17 protein-coding genes are annotated in these 24,693 nt (G+C 45.2%); 12 read left to right on the plus strand and 5 right to left on the minus strand.

Annotation, left to right across the window (positions count from 1 at the left end):
• The first annotated feature begins 90 nt into the window (after nt 1-90).
• On the plus strand, nt 91-357 hold the full coding sequence (locus tag AB4623_RS15045) for an Lpp/OprI family alanine-zipper lipoprotein (RefSeq protein ID WP_017064250.1): 267 nt from the start codon (nt 91-93) through the stop codon (nt 355-357).
• A gap of 157 nt (nt 358-514) precedes the next feature.
• Here AB4623_RS15045 and AB4623_RS15050 read toward each other — a convergent pair whose 3' ends face one another.
• Nucleotides 515-1,489 (minus strand): L,D-transpeptidase family protein, encoded by a 975-nt coding sequence (locus AB4623_RS15050; protein WP_029235850.1) that lies wholly within the window; start codon nt 1,487-1,489, stop codon nt 515-517.
• A 346-nt stretch (nt 1,490-1,835) separates the two neighbouring features.
• On the opposite strand from AB4623_RS15050, the gene deoD reads away from it, so the two are divergent.
• The 4 genes from deoD to AB4623_RS15070 all read left to right on the plus strand — a co-directional run bounded on the left by deoD (nt 1,836) and on the right by AB4623_RS15070 (nt 7,334).
• Entirely contained in the window at nt 1,836-2,546 is a 711-nt protein-coding gene (gene deoD, locus AB4623_RS15055) for a purine-nucleoside phosphorylase (protein ID WP_017061880.1), read from the plus strand.
• Nucleotides 2,547-2,628: 82 nt separating this feature from the next.
• Nucleotides 2,629-4,098, plus strand: a complete 1,470-nt coding sequence (locus AB4623_RS15060) for a lactate dehydrogenase (protein WP_017064249.1) — start codon at nt 2,629-2,631, stop codon at nt 4,096-4,098.
• 186 nt (nt 4,099-4,284) lie between these two features.
• A complete protein-coding gene (locus AB4623_RS15065; protein WP_136979020.1) occupies nt 4,285-5,754 on the plus strand; it encodes a hypothetical protein in 1,470 nt (489 codons plus the stop codon).
• Nucleotides 5,754-7,334, plus strand: a complete 1,581-nt coding sequence (locus tag AB4623_RS15070; RefSeq protein ID WP_372057814.1) for a diguanylate cyclase domain-containing protein — start codon at nt 5,754-5,756, stop codon at nt 7,332-7,334. Before AB4623_RS15065 ends, AB4623_RS15070 begins: the two co-directional genes overlap by 1 nt.
• A gap of 32 nt (nt 7,335-7,366) precedes the next feature.
• Here the strand turns inward: AB4623_RS15070 and AB4623_RS15075 are convergent, their stop codons facing one another.
• Nucleotides 7,367-8,269 (minus strand): DMT family transporter, encoded by a 903-nt coding sequence (locus AB4623_RS15075; RefSeq protein WP_017061876.1) that lies wholly within the window; start codon nt 8,267-8,269, stop codon nt 7,367-7,369.
• A gap of 250 nt (nt 8,270-8,519) precedes the next feature.
• Here AB4623_RS15075 and AB4623_RS15080 point away from each other — a divergent pair, with 250 nt between their 5' ends.
• The 6 genes from AB4623_RS15080 (at nt 8,520) to AB4623_RS15105 (ending at nt 14,121) form a co-directional block, all read left to right on the plus strand.
• Nucleotides 8,520-8,915 carry a DUF3302 domain-containing protein gene (locus AB4623_RS15080; protein ID WP_017064245.1) on the plus strand — a complete coding sequence of 132 codons (396 nt, stop codon included), beginning with the start codon at nt 8,520-8,522 and terminating at the stop codon, nt 8,913-8,915.
• Complete coding sequence (locus AB4623_RS15085) at nt 8,915-10,045, plus strand: HlyD family secretion protein (RefSeq protein WP_017064244.1); 1,131 nt, start codon at nt 8,915-8,917, stop codon at nt 10,043-10,045. The genes AB4623_RS15080 and AB4623_RS15085 overlap by 1 nt, the downstream gene beginning before the upstream one ends.
• Before the next feature lie 302 nt (nt 10,046-10,347).
• Entirely contained in the window at nt 10,348-10,896 is a 549-nt protein-coding gene (locus tag AB4623_RS15090) for an ECF-type riboflavin transporter substrate-binding protein (protein ID WP_017066579.1), read from the plus strand.
• 6 nt (nt 10,897-10,902) lie between these two features.
• Nucleotides 10,903-12,597, plus strand: coding sequence for an ABC transporter ATP-binding protein (locus tag AB4623_RS15095; RefSeq protein WP_017064242.1), 1,695 nt, complete (start codon nt 10,903-10,905; stop codon nt 12,595-12,597).
• Nucleotides 12,594-13,433, plus strand: coding sequence for an energy-coupling factor transporter transmembrane protein EcfT (locus AB4623_RS15100; RefSeq protein ID WP_372135980.1), 840 nt, complete (start codon nt 12,594-12,596; stop codon nt 13,431-13,433). Before AB4623_RS15095 ends, AB4623_RS15100 begins: the two co-directional genes overlap by 4 nt.
• A gap of 223 nt (nt 13,434-13,656) precedes the next feature.
• The gene (locus AB4623_RS15105; RefSeq protein ID WP_017061871.1) at nt 13,657-14,121 is read left to right on the plus strand and encodes a TetR/AcrR family transcriptional regulator; all 465 of its coding nucleotides are present in this window, start codon (nt 13,657-13,659) and stop codon (nt 14,119-14,121) included.
• A 98-nt stretch (nt 14,122-14,219) separates the two neighbouring features.
• Here the strand turns inward: AB4623_RS15105 and glgB are convergent, their stop codons facing one another.
• From glgB to AB4623_RS15120, 3 genes are all read right to left on the minus strand, one after another.
• Nucleotides 14,220-16,400, minus strand: coding sequence for a 1,4-alpha-glucan branching protein GlgB (glgB, locus tag AB4623_RS15110; protein ID WP_372146771.1), 2,181 nt, complete (start codon nt 16,398-16,400; stop codon nt 14,220-14,222).
• 174 nt (nt 16,401-16,574) lie between these two features.
• Entirely contained in the window at nt 16,575-18,755 is a 2,181-nt protein-coding gene (gene malQ, locus AB4623_RS15115; RefSeq protein ID WP_372100576.1) for a 4-alpha-glucanotransferase, read from the minus strand.
• Between the two features lie 185 nt (nt 18,756-18,940).
• Nucleotides 18,941-21,394, minus strand: a complete 2,454-nt coding sequence (locus AB4623_RS15120; RefSeq protein WP_136981738.1) for a glycogen/starch/alpha-glucan phosphorylase — start codon at nt 21,392-21,394, stop codon at nt 18,941-18,943.
• A 567-nt stretch (nt 21,395-21,961) separates the two neighbouring features.
• On the opposite strand from AB4623_RS15120, the gene malT reads away from it, so the two are divergent.
• Nucleotides 21,962-24,670, plus strand: coding sequence for an HTH-type transcriptional regulator MalT (gene malT, locus AB4623_RS15125; RefSeq protein ID WP_017061867.1), 2,709 nt, complete (start codon nt 21,962-21,964; stop codon nt 24,668-24,670).
• The last annotated feature ends 23 nt before the right edge of the window (nt 24,671-24,693 follow it).

Genomic DNA, 24,693 nt, shown 5'->3' on the forward strand with positions numbered 1-24,693 from the left:
AAAAATTAGTCGCTACAATCATTAATGAAGCGACTATATGATAAAGAATGTATAGCGCATCTTTTGATGATAAATAAGCAAGGAGTTCTTATGAATAAGACGTTAATCGCAGCTGCAGCCTCAGTTTTCATTTTAGCCGGTTGTTCTTCAGAGCCAGAAGAAGCTGCAGTGTCAGAAATGGATCAACTAACTAACCAAGTCGCTCAACTAACAAGCGAAGTTGAAGCACTTAAGAGTGACAAAGCAGCCGCTGAAATGAAGGCTCAAGAAGCAGAAGCAGCCGCAATGGCAGCGAAAGAAGAAGCGGACCGTGCTAACGACCGTATCGACAACATCGCTGAGTCTTACACTAAGTAGTTTGAGATCTAATCGCGATTAAGCTGTAGATTAAATAAGTCGCAAAAAGCAGTATATAGACAGCACCACTTCTTATCGGATGTGGTGCTTTTTTTGGGTGACACTAATGCGAGTAAACAAGATAAAACCGCCCCTTGTTGCAGAAGAGGCAATCGAATTAAAACTCAATCACAGGTGGTGCTATCTCTACAGGTACGCCGTTTTGAGCAAAGATAACCGCTTTCGCCTTTGAATTTGGCAGTTCTGCGTCTTCAAGCCACCATTTTAGTTCCACAGGAATCTGTAATGATTTCTTTGAACCATCACTTCGAGTTAATGGCTCGTGCGCTTCTACAAACACACTTCTATCAGGCTCTAATGACACCTTAATCGGCTCATTGATAATGGTGACCTGTTCACCACGGTTCACTTGCTCAAACAGCCACTCAATGTCTTTAGGTTCCATTCGGATACAACCAGAGCTAACTCGTAAACCTATCCCGAAATCTTTGTTTGTACCATGGATCAAATAGTCGCCAGCGCCATAAGCAAGCCTCAAAGCGTACTCTCCCAATGGATTTTCCGGCCCGGCAGGAACCACTCTCGGTAATTCAATGCCCTTTTCAAGATACTCGTTGCGGATTGAATTTGGTGGCGTCCATGTTGGATTCGGTCTTTTTTGGCTTATCTTGGTGATCATCTCGGGAGTATCACGCCCCACTCGACCGATGCCGACAGGGAAAACATGCACCTGATTTTTCTCAGGCTCAAAGTAATACAACCTTAACTCAGCAAGATTGATGACAATCCCCTTTCTTGGGGTGTCAGGCAAAATCAAGCGGCTTGGAATGCTTAACACATAGCCTTCCGCGGGAAGAAAAGGATCCACCCCTTTGTTGGCTGCCATTAAAGAGAGAAAACCAATATCGTATTGCTTGGCAATGATGGCCAAGGTTTCGCCCGCCGCCACTTCATGCTGCTGGATTCTGCCCACAATGCGGCTTTCCGTTGGTGGCAATTCAAAGGTTGCAGCAGACACCCACGATGAAGCTATCCCGCTGGCAAGCAAAGTAGTTCTTACAACAAGCGACACCGCCCTGTGAAGTCGTGTTTTCATTGACGGCAAAGGCGTCGAGTTAGCGCAATGCGACATACAAATCCTTGGTTTGTCTTTTATCAAAGTTTAGATTATCTCTGATCAAACGTCTCTACAACGTATTGTTGTCTCGAAACTAATAGGCAACAAGTTTATATGTAAGCCTTTTCTTCTCATTCACTTGCAATTTACCCATACAAAATCGATTGCCTTTACGCTTTCAACATATTTGGTTATCAATATTAATAAAACTATAATGGCAGACCTATTTTGTGACTAAAGTCTCATGGAGCCACGTTCTAACTCGCTAATATTGCCTCAACAAAACGAATTCAATTCAACAGAATCGGTAATTGATTAAATCCTGTTCCTATAATTACCGTTTAAACTTTGGAGAACGACCATGGCTACACCTCATATTAATGCTCAAGCTGGTGATTTCGCAGAAACAGTACTTATGCCGGGCGACCCGCTTCGCGCAAAATACATTGCAGAAACATTCCTTGATGACGTGAAGCAAGTTTGTGACGTTCGCAACATGTTTGGCTACACAGGTACTTACAAAGGTAAGAAAGTTTCTGTAATGGGCCACGGTATGGGTATCCCATCATGCTGCATCTACGTACACGAGCTAATCGCTGAGTTCGGCGTGAAAAACGTAATTCGCGTTGGTAGCTGTGGCGCAGTACGTGACGACGTTAAACTAATGGACGTTGTTATCGGTATGGGTGCATCTACTGACTCAAAAGTAAACCGCATTCGTTTCAACAACCACGACTTCGCTGCTATCGCTGATTTCGGCCTTCTAGAAGAAGCAGTAAACCAAGCTCGTGCACAAGAAGTTCCAGTTAAAGTTGGTAACGTATTCTCTGCAGACCTTTTCTACACTCCAGAAGCTGACCTTTTCGAAAAAATGGAAAAGCTAGGCATCCTAGGTGTTGATATGGAAGCGGCTGGTATCTACGGCGTTGCTGCAGACCTTGGTGCTAAAGCACTAACTATCCTAACAGTATCTGACCACATCATCCGTGGTGAAAAACTAAGTTCTGAAGAGCGTCAAAAGTCTTTCAACGACATGATGAAAGTTGCTCTAGAGACAGCAATCAACATCTAACGATTTGATAAAAGATACATTGAAAAGCGTTACCCCGCAGCCAGGCTCGCTTGGCTGCTCAAATAATCCCGAGGGGGAGATCGTGTCTAACGACAAGCTGCCAAAAGATGCGGATGGTTTGCAACTCAACTTTTGTAAAACATTGGCGTGTGACAACTTTGGCTTGAGCGATGCAAAACGGTATGTTTTGCAACACGCGAACCCTAAGCGTCCAGCGATGGTTTGTCGTGAATGTGGAGCTTTCCCCCCCTTACTTAACAATCGTGAAGTGTTAAGCGAACTTCATCGCCTAAGACAACTTCACAGCGACGGGCTCCCTGCTTGTCGTAATGATGATTGCGATAACTTCGGCTTATCGGTTCATACCCATAAACATCTTTATCATGCCTTCGGCTACAGTGGCGACAGGCAGCGTTATCGATGCAAAGACTGCCAAACAACCTTCGTTGATAAATGGTCTGGATCCAATAAAAAACTCCAATTTCAAGAGAACCTCATGGGCTTACTGTTCATGGGCTATTCCGTACGTGAAATCTGCCGAAAATTAGAGATCAACCCAAAGACTTTCTATGATCATGTTGACCATATCGCGAGCCGTTGTCGTCGTAAATTAGCGATGATCGATGCACGATGGGTTAACCATGCAAAAGATTACGAATTCGCATCTCACTACCAGCGTCTGCAACCACAAAGTAACAACGGTGTGGTATGGATAGCGACGGGCGAGGCGCATTCTGGTTATATCCTTTGCCAGCACGTCAACTACTCTCAAAATGAAGAACCATCAGGGAACGTCGACCACAACCCTTATGATGATGTGGCACGCTTTGTATCCAAGGAGCACTCTTCAGAAGCAAATCTCGAACTGCCTCAGCCCTCTGACAAACTAAAAGAGCGCATTGAACAGCAATACCAAGTGATTCTTGCGAGAGGTAACGTTGAGGACCCTATGGGTAACCTCACCACATTTAGCTACCCTTCAAAAGGCGCACTCATTCGACCGCCTTATACCTCTTATGCTCACTTCTTACATGTGTTGGATATGTGTAACGAAGACAAGCATGTCGCCATCTATATGCCACAAGATCCATTACTAAGATCTGCCGCTTTAAGCGTATGTTTGCCGCGTATTCAGAGTCAAAATATTGACCTTATGTACGTCGAGGAAGATTCAGGCTGGCAAGACGATCAAAGTTTTGAAAAGATCGACATCGTTCACATGAGTTGGTGGCGCGATCGCTGGGCTATTGCGAATCAAGGTGATAACCAGAAAGGTATCTGCTACCTAACCGGTAACAATCCAGAACCAAAACAGTGGTTTAACACGGCCTCAATTCAACAAACTAAGTTCTATCAACAACGCTTTCAGCTGTTATTTGATAGCTTTATTAATGAGCCCAGACGTAAGCTTCGTCCTGGGGGCATTCTTCCATTGCTCGACATATTTAGAGCTTGGCACAATCTGTGCTACCAAGATAAGCAAGGGCTCACGGCAGCACAGCGCTTAGGCGTAGCAGAGCTGCCATTAACTCTAAAGCAACTACTTTCATAGCAACAAAGCCTTTAGGTAATTATTCGGGAACTCATTGATTTTAAAGCAACAACATGAGGTAACACCCATAATTAGAAAAGATCGATGTTCCTTTGACGCTCTAGGAAAGATAATTGGTGCTTATCTCAAATCACACTCTTATAATGATTGTGTTATCAATATGTTCGATAATCATGGATGTAAGTCTTGGACAAAAATCAGTACCTTCTTGAAACAGAATTAGAAAAACTTAAAACTCGTGTCGACTCTGAGCCATCGGTGATCCTAGAGGTTGCCCAGCAGTGCCTAGTCCGATCAGAGCAAGTTCTGTTTGAAGAGGGCGCCATCCAGTCATTAATGTTAATGGCAAGATGTAGCTGGAACCTGATGGATTACCAAAAAGGTTTAAAGTACATCAAGGAAGCCTACAAGCGCCAAAGCCGACTAGATACCGACCTTTTTCTCCCTGAAATCCTCCATTTACACGCGCTCCAGTTCTGGGGACAAGCCAAGTATTACTCCGCCCAACAGTTTTGGATCAATGCCTTAGAGCAGTCCGCATTGGTTGATGAAGTCGAAATTCAAATTGAATGCCTCATTGGCCTTGGTAATATATGGCGGATGACCCACGAATATAAACTTGCACGTTCAACCCACCAACTTGCCGTGAAAGTGGCTAACAACAGCCGTATTGGTTGGTTAGAGGGTAAAGCCAGAATACTGCTTGCGTGGGATTACTACCTGCTCAACAACTATGTTGAAATGCTGTCGGTATTGGACGGTGCAGAAGAAGCATTAAAAGACCATAAAGATAACACTTGGCATGCAGAGGTATGGGACTTTCGAGGCCTTGCCCTACTTGGTCTTGAACGCTTAGATGACGCGGAGCGCGCCACGGCCAAAGCGCACAATCTGGCAGTTGAACACAACCTAGTTTGGATGAAGGCGCACTCATACATCAGCCGAGCTAGATTGGAGCTCCTGAGAAAAAGACCAGAACAAGCGGCGGAATTACTGAGGCTCGCAGAACAATCCGCAAACGAGTTCGATAATGGCGAGTTGCTGAGCCAAATCTGTTACCAACAATCCTTGGTGGCGGAAGAAAACCAAGACTTCCAAGCCGCGCTCGTCGCCTTTAAAAAGTACCGTCAATATTCTATCGGCATGCTCAAAGAGCAAACGACACGTGTCGGTTTGGACAAAGCACGCAGTTCAAAACGCCAACTTGAACAGAGAGCACGAAAACTGATTAATCGTATTCGCGGTCAGCACGAGTACGATCCTGAAAAGCACCTCTCTTACGTTGTCTCTGAAACCTTTTGGTGGGAAAAGTTGGTGCTGTTCAAGACAGAGCTTAAACGTTCAAACCACAGCATCATTATGTTCCATCATGTCGATACTGATTACTTAGATGTCTGTACCGAGATTGCTCATGCTTTATGTAACCAGAATGACTTCATCGCAAGGCTAAGTTCTGAACGTGTGGCCCTTATGCTTTCCGAAAAAGGCGAAGCCGCAGAGAAAACCTTCCAAACTCTCAGCACCATGCTCGATATCTATCCATGGCATAGAAAAGGATTAAAAGGTTCGAAACCAAGCGTCAGCCTCAATGATATTTTGACGTTCCCGTTCACGCTTGAACAACTCGAAGAAGACGATGCTGAGGTAATAGAATAATGGAAACTCTATTAAGCAAGATCACAGACGCCGGTTTAGACCCTTCATCAGTATCAGGTGAAGAAGCGATCATCTTCTGGAACCACATTCGTCAGCACGTTTCGACAACGCAAACAGAGCAAGCGCACTGCTATATCATTAGCTCTGAATACCGTGCCGAGTTACAACAAAATCAAACCAGTATCGAAGAGTTGAGACGAGCACTCGATCTGCTCCACCTTCCTGCCGATATCGAAGATATTCTGACAGTCAAAACCAGTTTAAGTGACCGCTTAGTTGAAACTGGTGATTACACCTCAGCACTCAATGAATTCGTCAGTTCATCGACTATCGCGGTTGAACACGGTCATATCGATGAGTATGTATTAGCTATTTTAGGCATGGGCAACCTGTGTGATTCCTATGGCGATCACAACAGAGCACTTCGTTACTACCAAAAAATCAGCAGCATAGACCATGCGATAAGCAGTCGCTCACTTCGCCTCAAATTCAAGCTGCATATGGTAGCAAGCCTACTTCTACTCAATCGCATTACAGCAGCCAGCGATTTACTGAATGAGTGCGAAGAACTGAGTATTTTGGTCAGTGACAAGTTGCTCACAGCTCAAATACTGCTTTACCAAGCAAAGGTGCTGCGCGCTAAGAAAAAACACCATGAAGCGCTACGCTGTCTGTCTAAGGTTCAATACCCAGCCAACAGCACTCAAGCAAGCTGGCTTGCAACCATGACTCGTCTAGAGCTCTCACATTGCCTAAGTGCAACCGGCAAGCAAGACTACGCGAGCATGATTTTGTCGAGCACAGACAAACGCGTGAAAGCCTACTCGTCGCCAGTACTTGCAAAACGATTCTACGATTCGCTGAGTGATGTGTGTATGAATCAAGGGCGTTTTCAAGAAGCGCTAAGCTATGAGAAAAAAGGCTACCGAATTGAAACCGATCTGATGAAGCAGATCCCGATCAGTGAACTCGGTGCAAGCCAGCTACGCCGACTGTCTCGTTTTGAGTTACAACTCAAACTCATTCTCTCTGAACAAGAGAACAAAGAGCTCAAAGAGACAACCGAACAACACAAGAATGCGGTGGCTCAGCTTCAACAAGACGTATTCACAGATCCATTAACAGGGTTGCACAACCGCCGCTGGTTAGATGTGAAACTGAAAGACATGCTGCTGCACGATACCTCTTTCGCGCTGATGGTTATTGATATTGACCACTTCAAGTCTATCAATGATGAACTGAGTCACTTAGTGGGTGATAAAGCGATTGTTAGCGTGTCTCAAGAGCTGCGTTCATACTTTAAGTTTAGAGGCGCATCGTGTGTCAGGTTTGGCGGAGAAGAGTTCCTCGTCATTCTAGAGAACACTGATCTTCCGAAGGCAGAAACGCACTCTGAAAATTATCGAGAGCGCATTTTCCAATTCGGTTGGCATGAGATACTTGGGGAGCGCGGTTTGACCGTGAGTATTGGTATCACTTTGCATCGTGACGGAGAGAATACTCAACGCACCTTCTACCGTGCGGATAAAGCGCTATACCGAGCTAAAGCCAACGGCCGTAATCAAGTGTGTACAGAGTAGTGGCATATAGCTCTGTAGCTTAGGCCAACTGCTTATTGATAAAAGAACAGAGAAATACCAGCAAGGGCGGCAAGTGTGCCTATGATACTTTGCTTTGACACCTTCTCCCCTTTCAGCGCATAAATCACCAAAATAAAGACCGGGCTGGTCGCTATCAACGTTTGTGCAATCGCAGGGTTAGCATTCTTCAACGCCACTTGTTGAAGCCATAGAGCGAGAAACGTCCCGACAAAGATTGCTCCTAATAACCACAGTTTATCGAGCTTGGTCATTTCCCATAAATCTCTTTTTATCGATGAATACGGCTTCTTTTCAACGAAAGGGATAATCAGCATCACAGCAAACACGCCAATCGTCAGGCGAATCAAAGCACCTAACAATGGTGGAATATCACCCGCCACTAACGCGTAATGAGAAATAACCACACCAGATGCCTGACAGACACTCGCCACAAGCCCATAACCAATGCCACCCCACTGCGCTTTGTTATTCGATTCACCGCTCGCCGATTTTGATGGCTGGAAGACAACGAAGGTCACCGCTAGTGTTGTAATCACGACACCGAGCCAACTTTGCACTGTCAATACAGCGCCCAGGAACATTAATGCCAGCACACCAGAAAGAGGCGGGGCTAAAGATTCCAGTAACAGCGTCTTATTGGCACCGATTCTTTTCAACGCCGCAAAATAGGCGCTGTCTCCAATCGCAATACCAATCACACCTGAAATTGCCAATATCAGAAAATGGTTGGTACTCAATTCAAATTCAGGCATCGGTATTAACGGCATGACCAACAGCATCATGCCAGAGGCTACTACACCCTTAACAATGTTCAATTGCATCGCAGAGAAGCGATGTCCAAATTGCCCATAGATCCATGTCGCACATGCCCACACAATTGCAGCGCCAATGGCCGCCAATTCACCTATATACATCCGTATTTATCCCTTGTGGTTATGCACGTCATTTAGAATCGTAGCTGTCATCATTTCAGCTGAAATACCAACCAGAAAGCCGAAATAGCCTCTTCAAACGCGATGAAATTTTATAAGATTCATCAATGCTTTTATTCGCATTAGAAGCGACAACACATTATTTTCAACTCGGTAAATCATTTTTATAACAATTACTTGGATGATAGCGTAGTATATTTATAACTAATATCTAACATTACAAGGATCTGTTATGTTTTTAGACTACTTTGCGCTCGGCTTACTTATTTTCGTAGCATTAGTAATCTTTTACGGCATCATCGTTATTCACGATATTCCCTATGAAATTGCGAAAGAACGCAATCACCCTCATCAAGATGCTATTCACGTCTCAGGCTGGGTTAGCCTATTCACTTTACATACTATTTGGCCATTTCTTTGGATTTGGGCAACATTATGGCGCAAAGATCGTGGTTGGGGCTTCGCTAAATTAGAAGAAGAACAACACGATATTCATCATCGCGTCGATATTCTCATCGATCAAGTGAGTACTCTTCAGGAAGAAATCGCACAGCTCAAGCAAGCAGGTGCTGAACAAAGCAGTCCAGAGAAAGAGACAAACAACGTTCAAGATCAGGAGGCTAAGTAATGGATTTACTGCTGATAATGACCTATGCGGCACTTTGTATCACCATTTTCAAGGTGTTCAATATACCGCTAAATAAATGGACAGTACCTACTGCCGTACTTGGAGGTGTGATCATAGTAGGTACCCTAATTCTACTAATGAACTACAACCATCCATTTACACAAATCGGTAACCAAGTTTACTCAACAACGCCAGTCGTTTCAGGCGTTAGGGGTAAAGTTATCGAAGTGCCTGTAGAAGCAAACAAACCACTGAAGCAAGGGGATATTCTTTTCAAAATCGACCCAGTTCCATTCGAAGCTGAAGTCGCAAGGTTAGAAGCTAAGGTAAAAGAAGCAAGCCAAGGTGCGCTTGGAATGGAATCTGAAGTGGTTGAAGCAGAGGCTGCAAAAATCAAAGCCATCGCGGAAAGAGATAAAGCTCAACGTGAGTTTTCTCGTTACAAGCGCGGTTACGACAGTGGCGCTTTTACCGAGCAGCAATTGGATACTCGCAGACAAGCTTACAAAGCATCGGAAGCGGCCGTGAAAGTTGCAGATGCAAACCTAGAACAAACAAAGATCGCCTTGGACTCTGAAATAGGTGGCGAGAATACAGCGGTTTTAAGCTTATTAGCTGAATTACGTAAAGCTCAGTTTGATTTAGAACAAACCGTGGTTCGAGCTCCCACTGACGGATACGTTACGCAACTAGCATTACGCCCAGGTGTAATGGCAGTACCACTTCCTTTAGCTCCCGTGATGACGTTTGTTCACACTGAAGCTCAGTTCTATACCGCTGCATTTAGACAGAACTCCTTACAACGCCTACAACCGGGTTACGAAGCTGAGTTCCTGTTTAGAGCATTGCCAGGAAAAATATTTAAAGGACGTATTGATGAAGTGATTCCAGCTATTGGTGAGAGCCAATTCCAAGCTAGAGGCGCGCTTCTAGGTACTGATGCGTTGCGTACTAGTGGTCGTGTGTTTGTTAAATTGAGCATCACTGATGACCTGTCTGACTACCATTTACCTATGGGTACCGCGGTTGAAGTTGCCGTTTATTCTGACAGCTTCACCCACGTTTCAATCATGCGCAAGGTCCTTATTCGCATGAAGAGTTGGCAAAACTATCTATACCTAGACCACTAAACGGTCAAAGGTACGTGACGAACCCGCTTAACACATTGTTAAGACGAATGAAAAAGTCAGACTCGCTCTGGCTTTTTTGTTGCTGGATTAACCGTAAAATTACGCTTTTTACACGATATTTAGGTGTTCAGATGGAATTTTAGACATCTAGACACTTACCTTCCCTTATGGAAGGGTTCTACTGTATAATGCGCGCCTTATTTTTTATATTTGCCCAAAAAACGTTCTCATTGAGACGCATATTAATAATGGCGAATATTTATTCTTTATTTTGCTTTATTTTTCAGAATTCGAGGTTATCTATGAACTTTTCAGCTAAAACAGTGGTCGTTATCGCCATTGGCGCGGCACTGTACGGCATTGGTGGTTTACCTATGTTTGGTGTCCCAGTGTTTGCTAACACGACATTGAAACCAGCAATGGCAGTTCTAGCACTGTTTTCTGTTTTGTTCGGCCCTATTGTTGGCTTCTTAGTTGGCTTTATCGGTCACTGGGTAACGGATCTGTTCGCAGGCTGGGGTGTGTGGTTAACTTGGGTTTTAGGCTCAGGTATCGTAGGCATGGTTATCGGCTTATTCCCGATGTTGACCAAGAACCGCCTTCAGCAAGGTGAGTTGCCTATGAAGGACTTCGCGCTGTTTGTGGTACTTGCCCTTGCCGGTAATGTGGTTGGTTACGGCTGCTCTGCATTCCTAGATACCATCCTTTATGCAGAACCGTTTACTAAAGTCTTCACTCAACTCTCTATCATTGCTGCGGGTAACACCGTTCTGATCGCTGTTGTTGGCTTACTGATCCTAAAATCAGTCGCTAAACGCAACAAACAAAGCCGTAACCTGACTGAGGCATAAGCGATAATGACTATAGCATTTTCGAACTTCTCTTTTAGATATGAGTCGCTGGATAAACCGACGCTAAAAAATATCAATCTAAGGATAGAGAAAGGAGAGAAAATCGTCATTATTGGACCAAGCGGTAGTGGTAAATCTACCCTAGGTCAATGCCTTAACGGTCTGATTCCTCATGCTATCAAAGGTGAGGTGACTGGCTCTCTAGAGATCAACGGTAAGAACATTTCTGATTTTTCTATGCACGACTATACCGAGCAGGTTGGCACAGTATTACAAGATACTGATAGCCAATTTGTCGGTTTGAGTATTGGCGAAGACATCGCATTCGCACTGGAAAATCAGTTAGTGTCGAACATTGATATGTACCCTCTGGTTAAGTCGACAGCAAAAATGGTCGACTTAGCAGATATGCTTGATCGCTCGCCACATGATTTATCCGGCGGCCAGAAACAACGCGTGTCATTAGCGGGCATCTTAGTTGATGACGTTGACATCCTGTTGTTTGATGAACCTTTGGCTAGCCTTGACCCGAAAACGGGTAAAGCGACTATCGAAATCATCGACCAACTTCATAAAGAAACCAACAAGACTATAGTCATCATCGAGCATCGCCTTGAAGATGTACTACATCGCGATATCGATCGAGTGATCTTGATGGAGCGCGGTGAAATTGTCGCGGACATGACACCCGATGAAATCTTAGCTTCTGAACTGCTTGAAACACACGGTATTCGTGAACCACTTTATTTATCTGCTCTGAAGGCAGCGAAAGCACCTTTGACCAGTGAAGATAAGCTATCAAACCTCAAAGCTCTCGATTACAAAAGATTCCGCCCTGCGGTTCAGGCTTGGTTTGCAGAGCGCCCGACTCCAGTTGCCGAGAAGCAGTACCAACCTTTGCTTGAGGTCCACGGCCTGACTTACTCTTACGATGGTGAAAAGAACGCTCTCGAAGATGTCAGCTTTAAGATTGGTAAGGGTGAGTTCGTTTCAATCTTAGGCAAAAACGGTTCAGGCAAATCTACCATCACTAAACTCATCATGGGTGTGATCGATGCCGATTCAGGCTCTTCCTATCTAAATGGTGAAGACCTATCTGAGCTTTCTATCTTTGAAAGAAGCCAGAAAGTCGGTGTCGTGATGCAGAACCCAAATCATATGATCTCTCATCATATGATTTTTGATGAAGTTGCATTCGGTCTGCGTAATCGTGGGGTTGCAGAGCAGGAAATCAAAGAGAAGGTGGAAAACGTTCTTGAGCTGTGTGGCTTGAGCAAGTTCCGCCACTGGCCAATCGAAGCGCTAAGCTACGGTCAGAAAAAACGCGTAACGATCGCTTCTATCTTAGTATTGGAGCCAGAGCTTCTGATCTTGGATGAACCAACAGCGGGTCAAGATTACCGCAACTACACCTCAATGCTGGCGTTTATCCAAAAGCTTAACCGCGAGTTAGGTATCACCGTCGTGATCATTTCACACGACATGCACCTTGTTCTAGAGTACACCACACGCTCAATTGTCATTGCTGACAGCAAGCTGATTGCCAATGCCGCGATGACGGAAGTATTCAGTCAGCCATCGCTGTTAGAACGCGCAAATCTTTGTACCACCAGCATTTATGAACTCGCGACTATGATGAAAATCGACGACACCAACGCATTCATGCAGTACTTCATCGACTACGAGAGAAGCGCTCAATGAACGTATCAAAAGTAAAATTCGGCATCAATTACATTGATACAAAATCACCGCTTCATGCACTTAACGGCATCACCAAATTTGCGCTCTTCTTAGCTTGGGTAACCGTGGTATTGACTACGTTCGACCTAAGATTGATTACGCTGCTTATTGTGACTGGTTTATACCTGCTAAAGCTCACCAATGTGCCTGTACGCGTATATAAGCCTCTGTTATTGGGTACGGCGAGTGTATTGAGCCTAAATGCTTTGTTCATGTATCTGCTGGCTCCACAGCAAGGTACTGAGCTCATCGGCAGCAAAACCTTATTGCTGACATTGCCGGGTAACTACTCGTTGAGCCAAGAGACTCTGTTTTACTTGGTTACTGTGACGCTCAAATACATGAGCATGTTCCCGATAGCGTTGATTTTTGTCTTCACAACGCATCCGACTGAGTTTGCAGCTAGCCTCAACCGTATCGGTGTTCCTTACAAGATCGCCTATGCGGTCAGCTTAACACTGCGTTACTTGCCAGAAGTTAAGAAAGACTTCATCAATATCATGCATGCTCAACAGGCTCGTGGTGTAGAGCTCTCAAAGAAAGCGCCTCTAATTACTCGAATCAAAAATGTGGCTAAGGTTCTAGGCCCGCTCATTTTCTCTAGCTTGGACCGAGCAGACGAGATCTCTAACGCAATGACGTTACGAGGTTTTGGCCGACACAAAGCTCGCACTTGGTATAGCTATGCACCTTTGAAACGTATCGACTTTGTTTGTTTAGGTGTCATCGCTTTTATCGTGGTGTTAGCCATTGCGAAACGCATTCTAGAGCCGCAGTTATTTTGGTATCCGTTCTAGTCATCTGAATTAGCATAGATAAACAAAGACTTTAAATAACACACCGCTCAATAGGGCGGTGTTTTTGTTTATGCCAAAATCTGATTGATAATTGAACCAATGACACAATACTGACTATATTTAACGATAAATTGACCAGTTATTTACCCTTGGAGTTTGAGATTTAATTCAGAAGCTCTTAATATACTCGTTTACAGAATGTTACACTCAATAGAGATTTGTAATGGCTCGAATTACTCAAGTACAGAAACTAGAAAATCAAAAAAACTACGATGAGATCGTACTAAACCTTTTTCTGGCTGAAGGACATGAAGCACTAACTTATGCAAGGATTGCTCAAGAGATTGGCATTAGTTTAACGACGCTTCAGGGCTATTATCCGTCGACCCGCGCTATTCGCTCAGTACTTCACGAACACATGCTATCGATCGTTATAGACAGTCTAGACTTTTCATCGGAAGCGCTTTTTATCCAATCTTGGCAAGCCGCTCTAGATAATGAGCAGTTTCGATACGTGATTAAATTGATGTTTTTCCATGCTTCGCAAATCAAGAATCCTGAGCAATTTAACCTCAGCTCGAACGGCGAATTTCGTGAAAAGATGTTGGACAGTTTCGGCAACAACTCAGTTCGAATCCTTGAAATGGTAGTCGGACGCTCAATGTTCTATCTCACCAACTTCAAGTAACGCTAACCAGCTTACTGAAATAGAAAAAGGGAACCCTAGGGTTCCCTTTTTTAGACTTTCAGAAAAGTGAGCAGCGATGACCTGCTCAACTTATAGACCTAATTTAGCTTGTAAAAAACGGTCGATAACGGCGGCAAACGCAGCTCAATCGATGTGTCTAGCCCTTCGCTTTCTACAGATTCAATCTCAGCAGTCTGCTTCACTTCAAAACCGCTGCCTGCATAGTCGACAGAGTCTGTATTCAACAACAATGCGTATTCACCTTTTGCAGGAACACCTAAGCGGAAATGCTCGTGAGGCACTGGCGTAAAGTTAGACACTATCAATACTCGCTCACCAGATTCACTGATGCGCTCGTGCGCAAGAATGCTCGCTTCAGCAGAGTCCTGTAGACGCCATTCAAAGCCTTTCGGATCAAAATCAAGATCGTGCATTGCAGCTTCAGAGCGGTACAGATTGTTCAGGTCTTTCGTTAAACGCTGAACACCTTGATGACGCTCGTAATCCAGCAAAAACCATTGCAGCTGGTCGTCATGGTTCCATTCAGCCGTCTGACCAAATTCTGCACCCATGAAGTTCAGCTTCTTACCTGGTTGCGCATACATGTAACCCATATAAGCACGTAGGTTTGCCGTTTGCTGCCATTCATCACCAGGCATCTTGTTGTGGATAGAACCTTTACCGTAAACCACCTCATCGTGAGACAGAGACAATACATAATTCTCACTGTGTGCGTAAACCAGTGGGAAGGTAATCGTATCGTGGTGATATTTACGGTTGATTGGGTCTTCTTGAATGTAAGACAAGCTGTCGTGCATCCAACCCATGTTCCACTTAAAGCCAAAACCTAAGCCGCCCATAAAAGTCGGTGCTGAAACACCAGGGAAAGCCGTTGATTCTTCAGCAATCGTCATCGCATTCGGAAAGTGTTTATACACTTCTTCGTTCATCCACTTAAGGGTTGCGATAGCGTCGTAGTTTTCGTTGCCGCCATCCGCATTCGGGATCCATTGGTCATGGCTACGCGAATAGTCGAGGTACAACATCGAAGCAACCGCATCAACACGGATGCCATCAATGTGGAATTGCTCGAACCAGTACAGTGCATTAGAAACTAAGAAACGACGAACATGCTCTTTGCCTAAATCGTAAATGTACGAGTTCCAATCTTGATGCCAACCACGACGTGGATCTGGATCATGGAATAATGGCGTACCATCGAAGTTTGCTAGGCCGTGATCATCACTTGGGAAGTGAGCAGGAACCCAGTCCAGAACAACGCCAAGACCCGCTTGGTGACATTGATCGACGAAGTATTTGAAATCATCTGGAGAGCCAAAACGGCTAGTCGGTGCAAATAGACCTACAGGCTGATAGCCCCAAGAACCGTAGAATGGATGTTCTGAAACTGGCATTAGTTCAACGTGCGTGTAGCCAAGATCCGTTAGGTATGGGATCAGCTCTGCCGCAAGCTCGCGATAATTTAAGAATTCACCTTCAGCGTTACGCTTCCAAGAACCTGCATGCAATTCATAGAACGAAAGCGCTTCTTTGCGCTTTTGCGTTACCGGGCGATTTTGCCATTGAGTATCTTGCCACTGGTAACGAGCGTGATCGTAAGTTACAGATGAGAACGATGGGTATTGCTCAGAGTAGAAACCCCATGGGTCAGCTTTGTGTGGTAAGCCTTCGCCATTTGGTCCTTTTAATTCAAACTTGTATTGAGCGCCTTCTTCCAGTTCAGGAATGAATAAGCCCCACATACCGTAATCTAGGCGTTGCATTGGGTGGCGGCGACCATCCCAAGCGTTGAAGTTACCCACCAAGCTTACCGCAGTTGCATGCGGTGCGTACACCAAGAAACGCGTACCTGAAATCGTCTTTCCATCACGCTCTAGCGTAATAAACTGAGCCCCCATGTGATGATACATATCTTTAGGTGTATGAAGATCTTCATAACTCGCGTACAGATCGTGGTACTGGTAAGGATCATCGATGATCTGTTCTACGCCAGCCCAATCAACCGCAAGCTTATAGTGAGTAAAACGTAAGTCTCTCTCTTGCTTAAGAATGAAACCACTTTCACCCTCTCGCGCTAACTCAATACGAGGTTCCTTTCCAACAATCAACTCGACTTTATCTGCCCCAGGAATCCACACACGTAATGCACCTTGCTCAGAAGGTAGGTATGGCCCTAAAAACGCGAATGGGTCTGTGAAACAAGCCTGTGATAGTTGGGTATATATTTGTTTTTGCTTTGAAATCGAACTTAGTTCCAAAACGTTTCTCCCTAACCAAACATCCAAAAAACATAATACAAAAATGCCCGCTATTAGTGCGGGCAATATAACGACGGTTTATTCTACCAGATGAGCATTCATTATTGAGTGACCGAGGTTGTAGTTTCGTACGGCGTAAGCAAAAAACCACCTAATTTCAAGTCACTCACGTCATTACTTAGCGGCTTTTTCTCGAACGTCAGTCAGCTTAGAAGCGATACGATTAACGCCTTCGTGAGCAAATATTTCGTCCAAGTTCATTGATAGTTTACGACGCCAGTTAGGGTATTCATCAACCGTGCCAGGAATGTTTACTGGCTTGTCCATCTCTAGCCAATCTTCTAGCTGAACGCTCAGTAGTGTTGAACCACCAGCCGCTACGTGCAGTTGAAGTGCCTCAGCAAGGTAAGAGTCCATCGGTACTTGGCTCGCATCGCGGCCCACACCTTCTGGTAGGAAACCATGCCATGCTACTGAATCTAAGATACCTTGCTTGCACTCTAGGCGGTCATCGAACAAGGTTTCTAATTGTTCTGCATCTGGGTATAAGCCAATCTCTTGGCCCATTTTCAGGTCATCACAGTGCCAGAACCCACGAAGCGTTGGCATATCGTGAGTACACAGTGCCGCCATCGATTGTGATGCGTAGTGTTTTGGTGAGATGAAACCACCGTCATCTTCTGATGTTTCGAAGAAGAACACTTTGTAAGAGTGCACGCCAGCATCTGCAAGGATGTCGACAATCTCATCCGGTACCGTTCCTAAATCTTCACCGATAACGCTACATTGGTAACGGTGAGATTCAAGCGCCAGAATAGACAGCATATCTTGTACTGGGTAGTAGATGTACGCGCCCTTAGTTGCGTTCTCACCCTTTGGAATCCACCACAAGCGCAGTAGACCTAAAACGTGGTCAATACGCAGTGCACCACAATGCTTCATGTTTGCACGAAGTAGCTTGATATAAGCGTCGTAGCTTGTTTCTCGAAGCACTTCTGGGTTTAGCGGAGGTAGACCCCAGTTCTGACCCAAAGGACCAAGAATATCAGGTGGAGCACCAATGCTCGCATCCATCACTAGGTTGCCTTCGTCAGCCCAAGTCTCGCTGCCTGAATCTGCAACACCTACCGCTAAGTCACGGTACAGGCCAACAGCCATGCCCTTCTCTTCTGCAAGAGACTGTGCATCGTTGATCTGGCAATCTGCTAGCCATTGCAGGTACATGTACAGATGAACGTTTTCTAAGTTCTCTTTGATGTATTTCTGTGTCGCTGGGCTGTCGAATGTACGGTACTTCTCAGGGAATACCGGCCATCCCCACATGCCAGAATCTTCTTCATGCAGTTCACCATGTAGAGCATCAAACGCCGCTTGATGCATCAGGCTATCGCCACCCTCTTCTACGAAGGCTAAGAACGCTTGTGCACGGTCGCTGTTTTTGTCTAGATGACGAGTCTTAAATTCTGCGAATAGCAGAGGCAAGATGCTCATCTTAAGCTCAGACACTTCGGTGTAGTTTACCCAGTGTGCTTCACGCGCTTTTTGTAGACGCTGTTGGAACTCTGCGCTGCCGACTGTTTGTTGTGCTTCTGCACTTAGTGCAAATTCAGGAACTGAACTCACATCAATGTATAAGATGTTCAACCAGCGACGAGAAGATGGGCTATATGGGCTCGCACCTTCAGGGTTCGCAGGGAACAATGAGTGAATTGGGTTTAGACCAACGAAGTCACCACCACGAGAAGCGATATCCGCAACAAGCTGTTTTAGGTCTCCGAAATCACCAATACCCCAGTTATGCTGAGTTCTTAGGGTATAAAGTTGAACACTGGGTCCCCAAAGCTTTTTGCCTTGCTCGATTGGTGACTGCTTGAAACACGCTTTTGGCGTAATAATCAGTGTCATCTCGTAAGGCTTCTTACGGCGCTTACGGCTCACAATGAGCTTGTGATAACCCCATGCCAAATCACTTGGCAATGCAAACACTAAAGGGCCACCCTCGGCACGCTCGTCACGAATGACTTGAGATTGAAGATAGCCTTCAAGTACCTCTCCTTGCTCGGTTTCTAAGCGCCAGCTGAACTCACTTTCACGAGCACTTACACCTAGATTAAGCGCCACTTCTACTGGCTCACCGTCACGCAAGACAAGAACTGGGTCTAGTACATCTTTTTTGTGTTTTCTTTCTGCTGACTTAAGCAGTGCATCATCGCTGCTTGTATCGTAGCCCAACGAAGCCAATAGAGACGTGATCGTCTCGTCTGATACTTGTGCTTCATCGCCCCACGCACTAACGTAACTGTCGGCAATGTTTGCCATTTCTGCGACTTGTTTTAATACGGTCTGTTCTTTCATCGCTCTCTCCGAAAACGTTCTGACGCTTTCTATTTTGTAGGGTTGTTAATTTAATTTTTACTAATCAATTAGCTTGTGACAATCGGTTTGTAAGCAGCTTGTTTATAAACGAAACCTTTAAGCCTTTCGTTTGCTCACAAGCTAATTGAGCCAAGGCAGAAACTGCCTTGGCTACTTTGGAAGTATTAACGGTTAACCGCTTCAAGTTTCCAGATGTTGTTCACGTAGTCGCGGATAGAGCGGTCTGATGTGAACTTACCAACCAATGCTGTGTTAAGAATTGCTTTCTTAGCCCAACCTGCTTGGTCTTTGTATTGCGTGCCCATGTCTTCGTGCGCTTTCACGTAAGATGCGAAGTCAGCAAGACATAGGTAAGGGTCACCACCGTCTAGCAGGCTATCAAACGTTGCACGTAGAAGGCCTGGTTGACCTGGAGTGAACTCATCGCCAGTCAGTAGGTCTAGAGATGCTTTCAGTAGTGGGTCTGCATTGTAGTAGTCGTATGGGTTGTAGCCTTGAGCTTTCAGAGCTTGAACACCATCAACGTCTAGGCCGAAGATGTAGATGTTTTCATCACCCACTTCTTCACGAATCTCAACGTTTGCACCATCCATCGTACCGATAGTTAGCGCGCCGTTTAGAGCCATCTTCATGTTGCCCGTACCAGATGCTTCTTTACCCGCTAGTGAGATTTGCTGAGAAACGTCTGCTGCAGGGATGATGATTTCAGCCATGCTTACACGGTAGTCAGGAATGAATACCACTTTCAGTTTGTTACCGATGCGAGGGTCGTTGTTGATCTTCTCTGCAATCTTGTTAACCGCGAAGATGATCTCTTTCGCTAGGTGGTAACCCGGTGCTGCTTTCGCTGCGAAGAAACATACGCGTGGCTCACACTCGAAACCAGGTTCGTTAAGAATACGGTGGTACAGAGATAGAATGTGTAGCAAATCTAGGTGCTGACGCTTGTATTCGTGAAGACGTTTGATTTGAACGTCAAAGATAGCGTTAGTATCTAGCTCGATACCCATGTTCTCTTGAACCCAATCAGCTAGGCGCTGTTTGTTTTCTTTCTTAACAGCCATGAATTCTTTTTGGAATTTCGCGTCTGTTGCAAACTTAGCGATGCCTTCTAGCTGCTCAAGTTTTGCTGGCCATTCAGTGCCGATCTTACCCGTGATTAGCGCAGATAGACCTGGGTTACAGAACTTCAACCAACGACGTGGCGTGATGCCGTTCGTTACGTTAGTCAGTTTACCTGGGAAGATTTCGTTGAATTCAGGGAACAAGTCTTTCTTAACCAGTTGAGAGTGAAGCGCAGCTACACCGTTTACTTTGTAAGAACCAATCACACATAGGTTTGCCATGCGAACCATACGGTGGAAACCTTCTTGGATGATAGAAAGCTTCGCTTGCTTCTCACCATCACCAGGCCACATCTTGCGAACTTCTTGCATGAAGCGGTGGTTGATTTCAAAGATGATTTCCATGTGACGTGGAAGAAGACGATTGATTAAAGATTCAGACCAAGTCTCTAGCGCTTCTGGAAGTAGTGTGTGGTTCGTGTAAGCGAACGTGTGAGCACTGATTTCCCATGCTTGATCCCAAGATAGACCTTTCTCGTCAATCAAGATGCGCATTAGCTCAGGAATCGCGATCGTTGGGTGAGTATCGTTAAGCTGAATCGTTTCTTGCTTAGGCAGATCTTCTAGAGAGAAACCTGCTGCTTCGTGACGACGTAGAATATCGCGAACAGACGCTGCTGAGTGGAAGTACTGCTGCATTAGGCGCAGAGTCTTGCCTTTCTCGTGGTTGTCGTTCGGATAAAGTACTTTAGTGATGTTACCTGCATCGATTAGCGAGTGTTGCGCTTCGAAGTAGTCACCGTTGTTAAAGCTTGCTAGTGAGAATGGTGCAATTGCCTGACATTCCCAAAGACGCAATGGGTAAACCGTGTTTGACTCGTAACCTACGATAGGTAGATCCCAAGGCATTGCTTTCACTTCCATACCTGGAACCCAAGTACGTACTTCTTTACCGTCGATGAATTCAACTTCTACATGACCGTAAAAACCAATGTGTTGTGCTAGTTCTGGACGAGCCACTTCCCATGGGTAACCTTCAACACCGCGCCATGCGTCAGGTGCTTCTTGTTGGCGACCGTCTTGGAAAGACTGCTTGAATAAACCGTATTCGTAGTGAAGACCGTAGCCTACTGTTGGGTATTCTTGAGCGGCACAAGAATCCATGAAACAAGCAGCTAGACGACCAAGACCACCATTACCTAGTGATGGATCGCGTTCTTCTTCTAGAAGGTCAGTTAGGTTTTGACCTAGCTCTTCCATTGCATGAGTGATCTGTTCGTATAGACCCATGCTGATCAGGTTGTTACCTGTTAGACGGCCAATCAAAAACTCTAGTGATAGGTAGTTAACGCTCTTAGCGTTCTTAATTTTTTCATCATTTTCAGTTTCTAGCAGGTCAAAAGTCGTTAGCTCTGCAAGAGCACGACCCATTGCTAGATACCATGAACGGCTGTCTGCTGTTTCAACGGTTGTTGCGTAGGTTGCAGATAAATGTTTCTTAACACTCTCTTGGAATGACACTTTATCGAAAGTTTTTTGCTGAGTTGGTTTCATTTCAGAAATCTCGCTTTTAATAGTTCTAATTCATCTGTGACATATCGTGCATGGTCACCATAAACTAAACATCCTCCCGCTAATGCAACTGACTAGGAGTAGATGGGAGGGCGTAGGGGGCGTACCGACTTAGGGTTAGTGATCTGACTCTCATGTTCTGACTGAGAACAAAAACTTGGAGTGACTAAGATCACAAGCTCCCGTTCGATAACTTAACTTCAATTGATGTGACTTTTATTTAACCAGATTAAAGTCATTGTCAAATCTGATACTCAGATCACGAAAATAATTTCCAACTCTCATCTTTTGCATAGATTCACGTGTTGGAATGAAGGAAGTCACATTCACAAATCAACCCGCTATGTGAGCAAAGTCTCAAATAAAGGGCGTAGACACCCAAAAACATGCAGGAGTGCAAGGTTTCTGAGGAGGATCGTAGTCGGTAACGTTTGGCTTCACGTAATATGAGTAAAGACTTAAGTAATTAGGCTCATGTCATTGGAGTGCACTCAACGATAGATTGGGATATTCCAGAACATAGCCACGGAATAGGTGTAAAACTTCGATATGTGGATCCCTTCGAAACTGACTCGTCCCGGCCGCTTACATAATGCAATCCTACGACCTAGGGTTCTCGATCTGCTTCACAATGCAGATTGCTATAAGCTTGTGTTGTTCCGCTCTCCAGCGGGCTACGGCAAAACCACCATGGCTGCACAATGGTTGGTAGATAAACCTAATGTGGGTTGGTACAGCATTGATGATAGCGACAATGATGCCTTCCGCTTTATCAACTACCTACTTCAATCACTTAATAAAGCGACTCAAAATGCCTGTCCGAATGCCCAAAAACTGGCAGAAAAGCGACAGTTTTCATCGCTGCATTCTTTATTAAGTGAAGTATTTGCCGAGATGTCGGAATTCCATCACGAGTGCTTTCTGGTGTTGGATGACTATCACTTGGTCAACAATGACGACATCCACGAAGCCATGCGCTTCTTCCTCAAACACATGCCCGATAACCTAACGTTGGTTGTCACCAGTCGTGGTACGCCACCACTTGGTACAGCAAACCTGCGCGTTCGTGACTTAATGATCGAATTAGGTAATGACTCGTTGGCGTTTGATACCGAAGAAACCACACGCTTTTTCAACCAACGCGTAGCCGACGGCATTGATGACACCACGGCAGATAGCATTTGTAGTTATGTAGAAGGTTGGCCTTCTGCACTACAACTTATCGCGCTACAAGCACAACACCAAAAACGCACTCTTGCACAGTCCGCAGAGTCATTCTCTCACTTTAACCATGCCCACCTTTGGGATTACTTGGTTGAAGAAGTATTCGATCTACTGGATAAAGAAACCCGACAGTTCTTAATGCAGTGTTCAGTACTTGATCATTTCAATGACGAATTAGTCTGCGCGCTTACACAGCGTGAAGACGCACTGGGTATGATCGAATCACTCAACCGATTTGGCTTATTCATCTACCCGCTTGAAGGCGAGAAAAACTGGTACCGATTCCACAATCTATTTGGTGAATTCCTCGCACATGAGCGCCAAGCTCGAATTCCTCAGCAAGAAGCAGAACTGCATCGAAGTGCTGCAAAAGCGTGGATCAAGCAAAACACACCGCACCAAGCACTACGTCACGCACAGCGCGCTGAAGATCCAGAACTGATCATTCAAATCCTTACTGAGCACGGTTGGCCGATGTTCAACCAAGGTGAGCTGTCGTCACTAGAGATGGCGATCAAGCAACTGACTACCGACCAACTTTACAGTGAGCCAAAGCTTTCGATGTTGCGTGCTTGGCTTGCACAAAGTCAGCACCGTTATGACCAAGTGGGTACTTTGTTGGAAGAGGCTGAGACTCAATATCAAGCTCGAAACATTGAACTCGATACTCAGCAGCAAGGCCAATACAACGCCTTACGCGCACAAGTTGCCATCAACAGCAATGAGCCTGAGAAAGCATTGGAATTGGCTGAGCTTTCGTTGAGTCAGTTGAACACCACCGTTTATCGTAGCCGCATTGTCGCAACCTCGGTTGTAGGCGAAGTGAATCACGTAATGGGTAACCTAAGCCGTGCGCTACCGATGATGCAACAAACAGAAAAACTGGCACGTCAGTATCAGGTTTACCATCAGGCCCTGTGGGCGATTCTGCAACAAAGCGAAATCTTGATTGCTCAAGGTTATGTTCAAGCTGCATTTGAGCTACAAGACAGTGCATTCAAATTGATTGAAGAACATCAGCTGCAATACGTACCTCTGCACGAATTCTTGCTGCGTGTTCGCGCTCAGATCTTCTGGTGTTGGAACCGACTAGATGAAGCGGAAGAGTGTTGCTACAAAGGCTTAGATATCCTTGGTCACCACTCTCCGAGTAAACACCTGCACAGCTATTCTATGTTGGCTCGTATTTCATTGAGCCGTGGTGAGATTGATAAAGCGTCGAAATTTATCGACCAGATTCAGCACCTATTGCGTCAATCGACTTACCACGTAGATTGGACGGCAAATGCTTCTCTTTCTTTGATTCTGTTCTGGCAAGTAAAAGGCGATAAAGAAGCTATCCGTGATTGGCTGAGTGTGGCTGTTCGACCTGAATCGGCAAGTAACCACTTCTGCCAACTTCAGTGGCGAAACATCGTTCGTGCTCACATCATCCTTGAGCAGTATGAAGACGCAGAAGAAGCGCTGACTTTCCTTAAGAGTGAAGCCCAGCGTTCGCACCTGATTACAGACACCAACCGCAACTTGATCGTTGAAGCCGTGTTACGTACACAAATTAACGATGAAGACAGCGCACGAATACTACTCGAAGAAGCGCTTCATATGACTAACCAAACCGGTATGGTCGGTAACTTCTTGGTAGACGGTGGGACTATCGGGCATATCTTGGATAAGTTGAGCAACAAGCCAGGCTTAGGTGATTTAGAACGTCACCGCGCACAACAAATCATGAAAGATATTTCCGCGACCCAACGCAGCCGCTCGGTTCACTTCGATGAAGACTTTGTTGAGAACTTGGTTAATCACCCGAACATTCCTGAGCTTGTGCGTACTAGCCCACTCACCCAGCGTGAATGGCAAGTACTTGGTCTGATCTACTCAGGATTCAGTAATGAGCAGATCGCTCAAGAACTCGATGTAGCGGGTACCACAATCAAGACTCACATCCGTAACCTTTACCAAAAGCTCAACATTGCTAACCGTAAAGAAGCAATCAGCACAGCGGAGAACTTGCTGCAGTTGATGGGGTACTAAAACGGATTCGAGATTCGAGATTC

It is taken from the genome of Vibrio sp. 10N.222.52.C12 (genome assembly GCF_041474215.1).
In the GTDB taxonomy this organism is placed as follows: domain Bacteria; phylum Pseudomonadota; class Gammaproteobacteria; order Enterobacterales; family Vibrionaceae; genus Vibrio; species Vibrio crassostreae_C.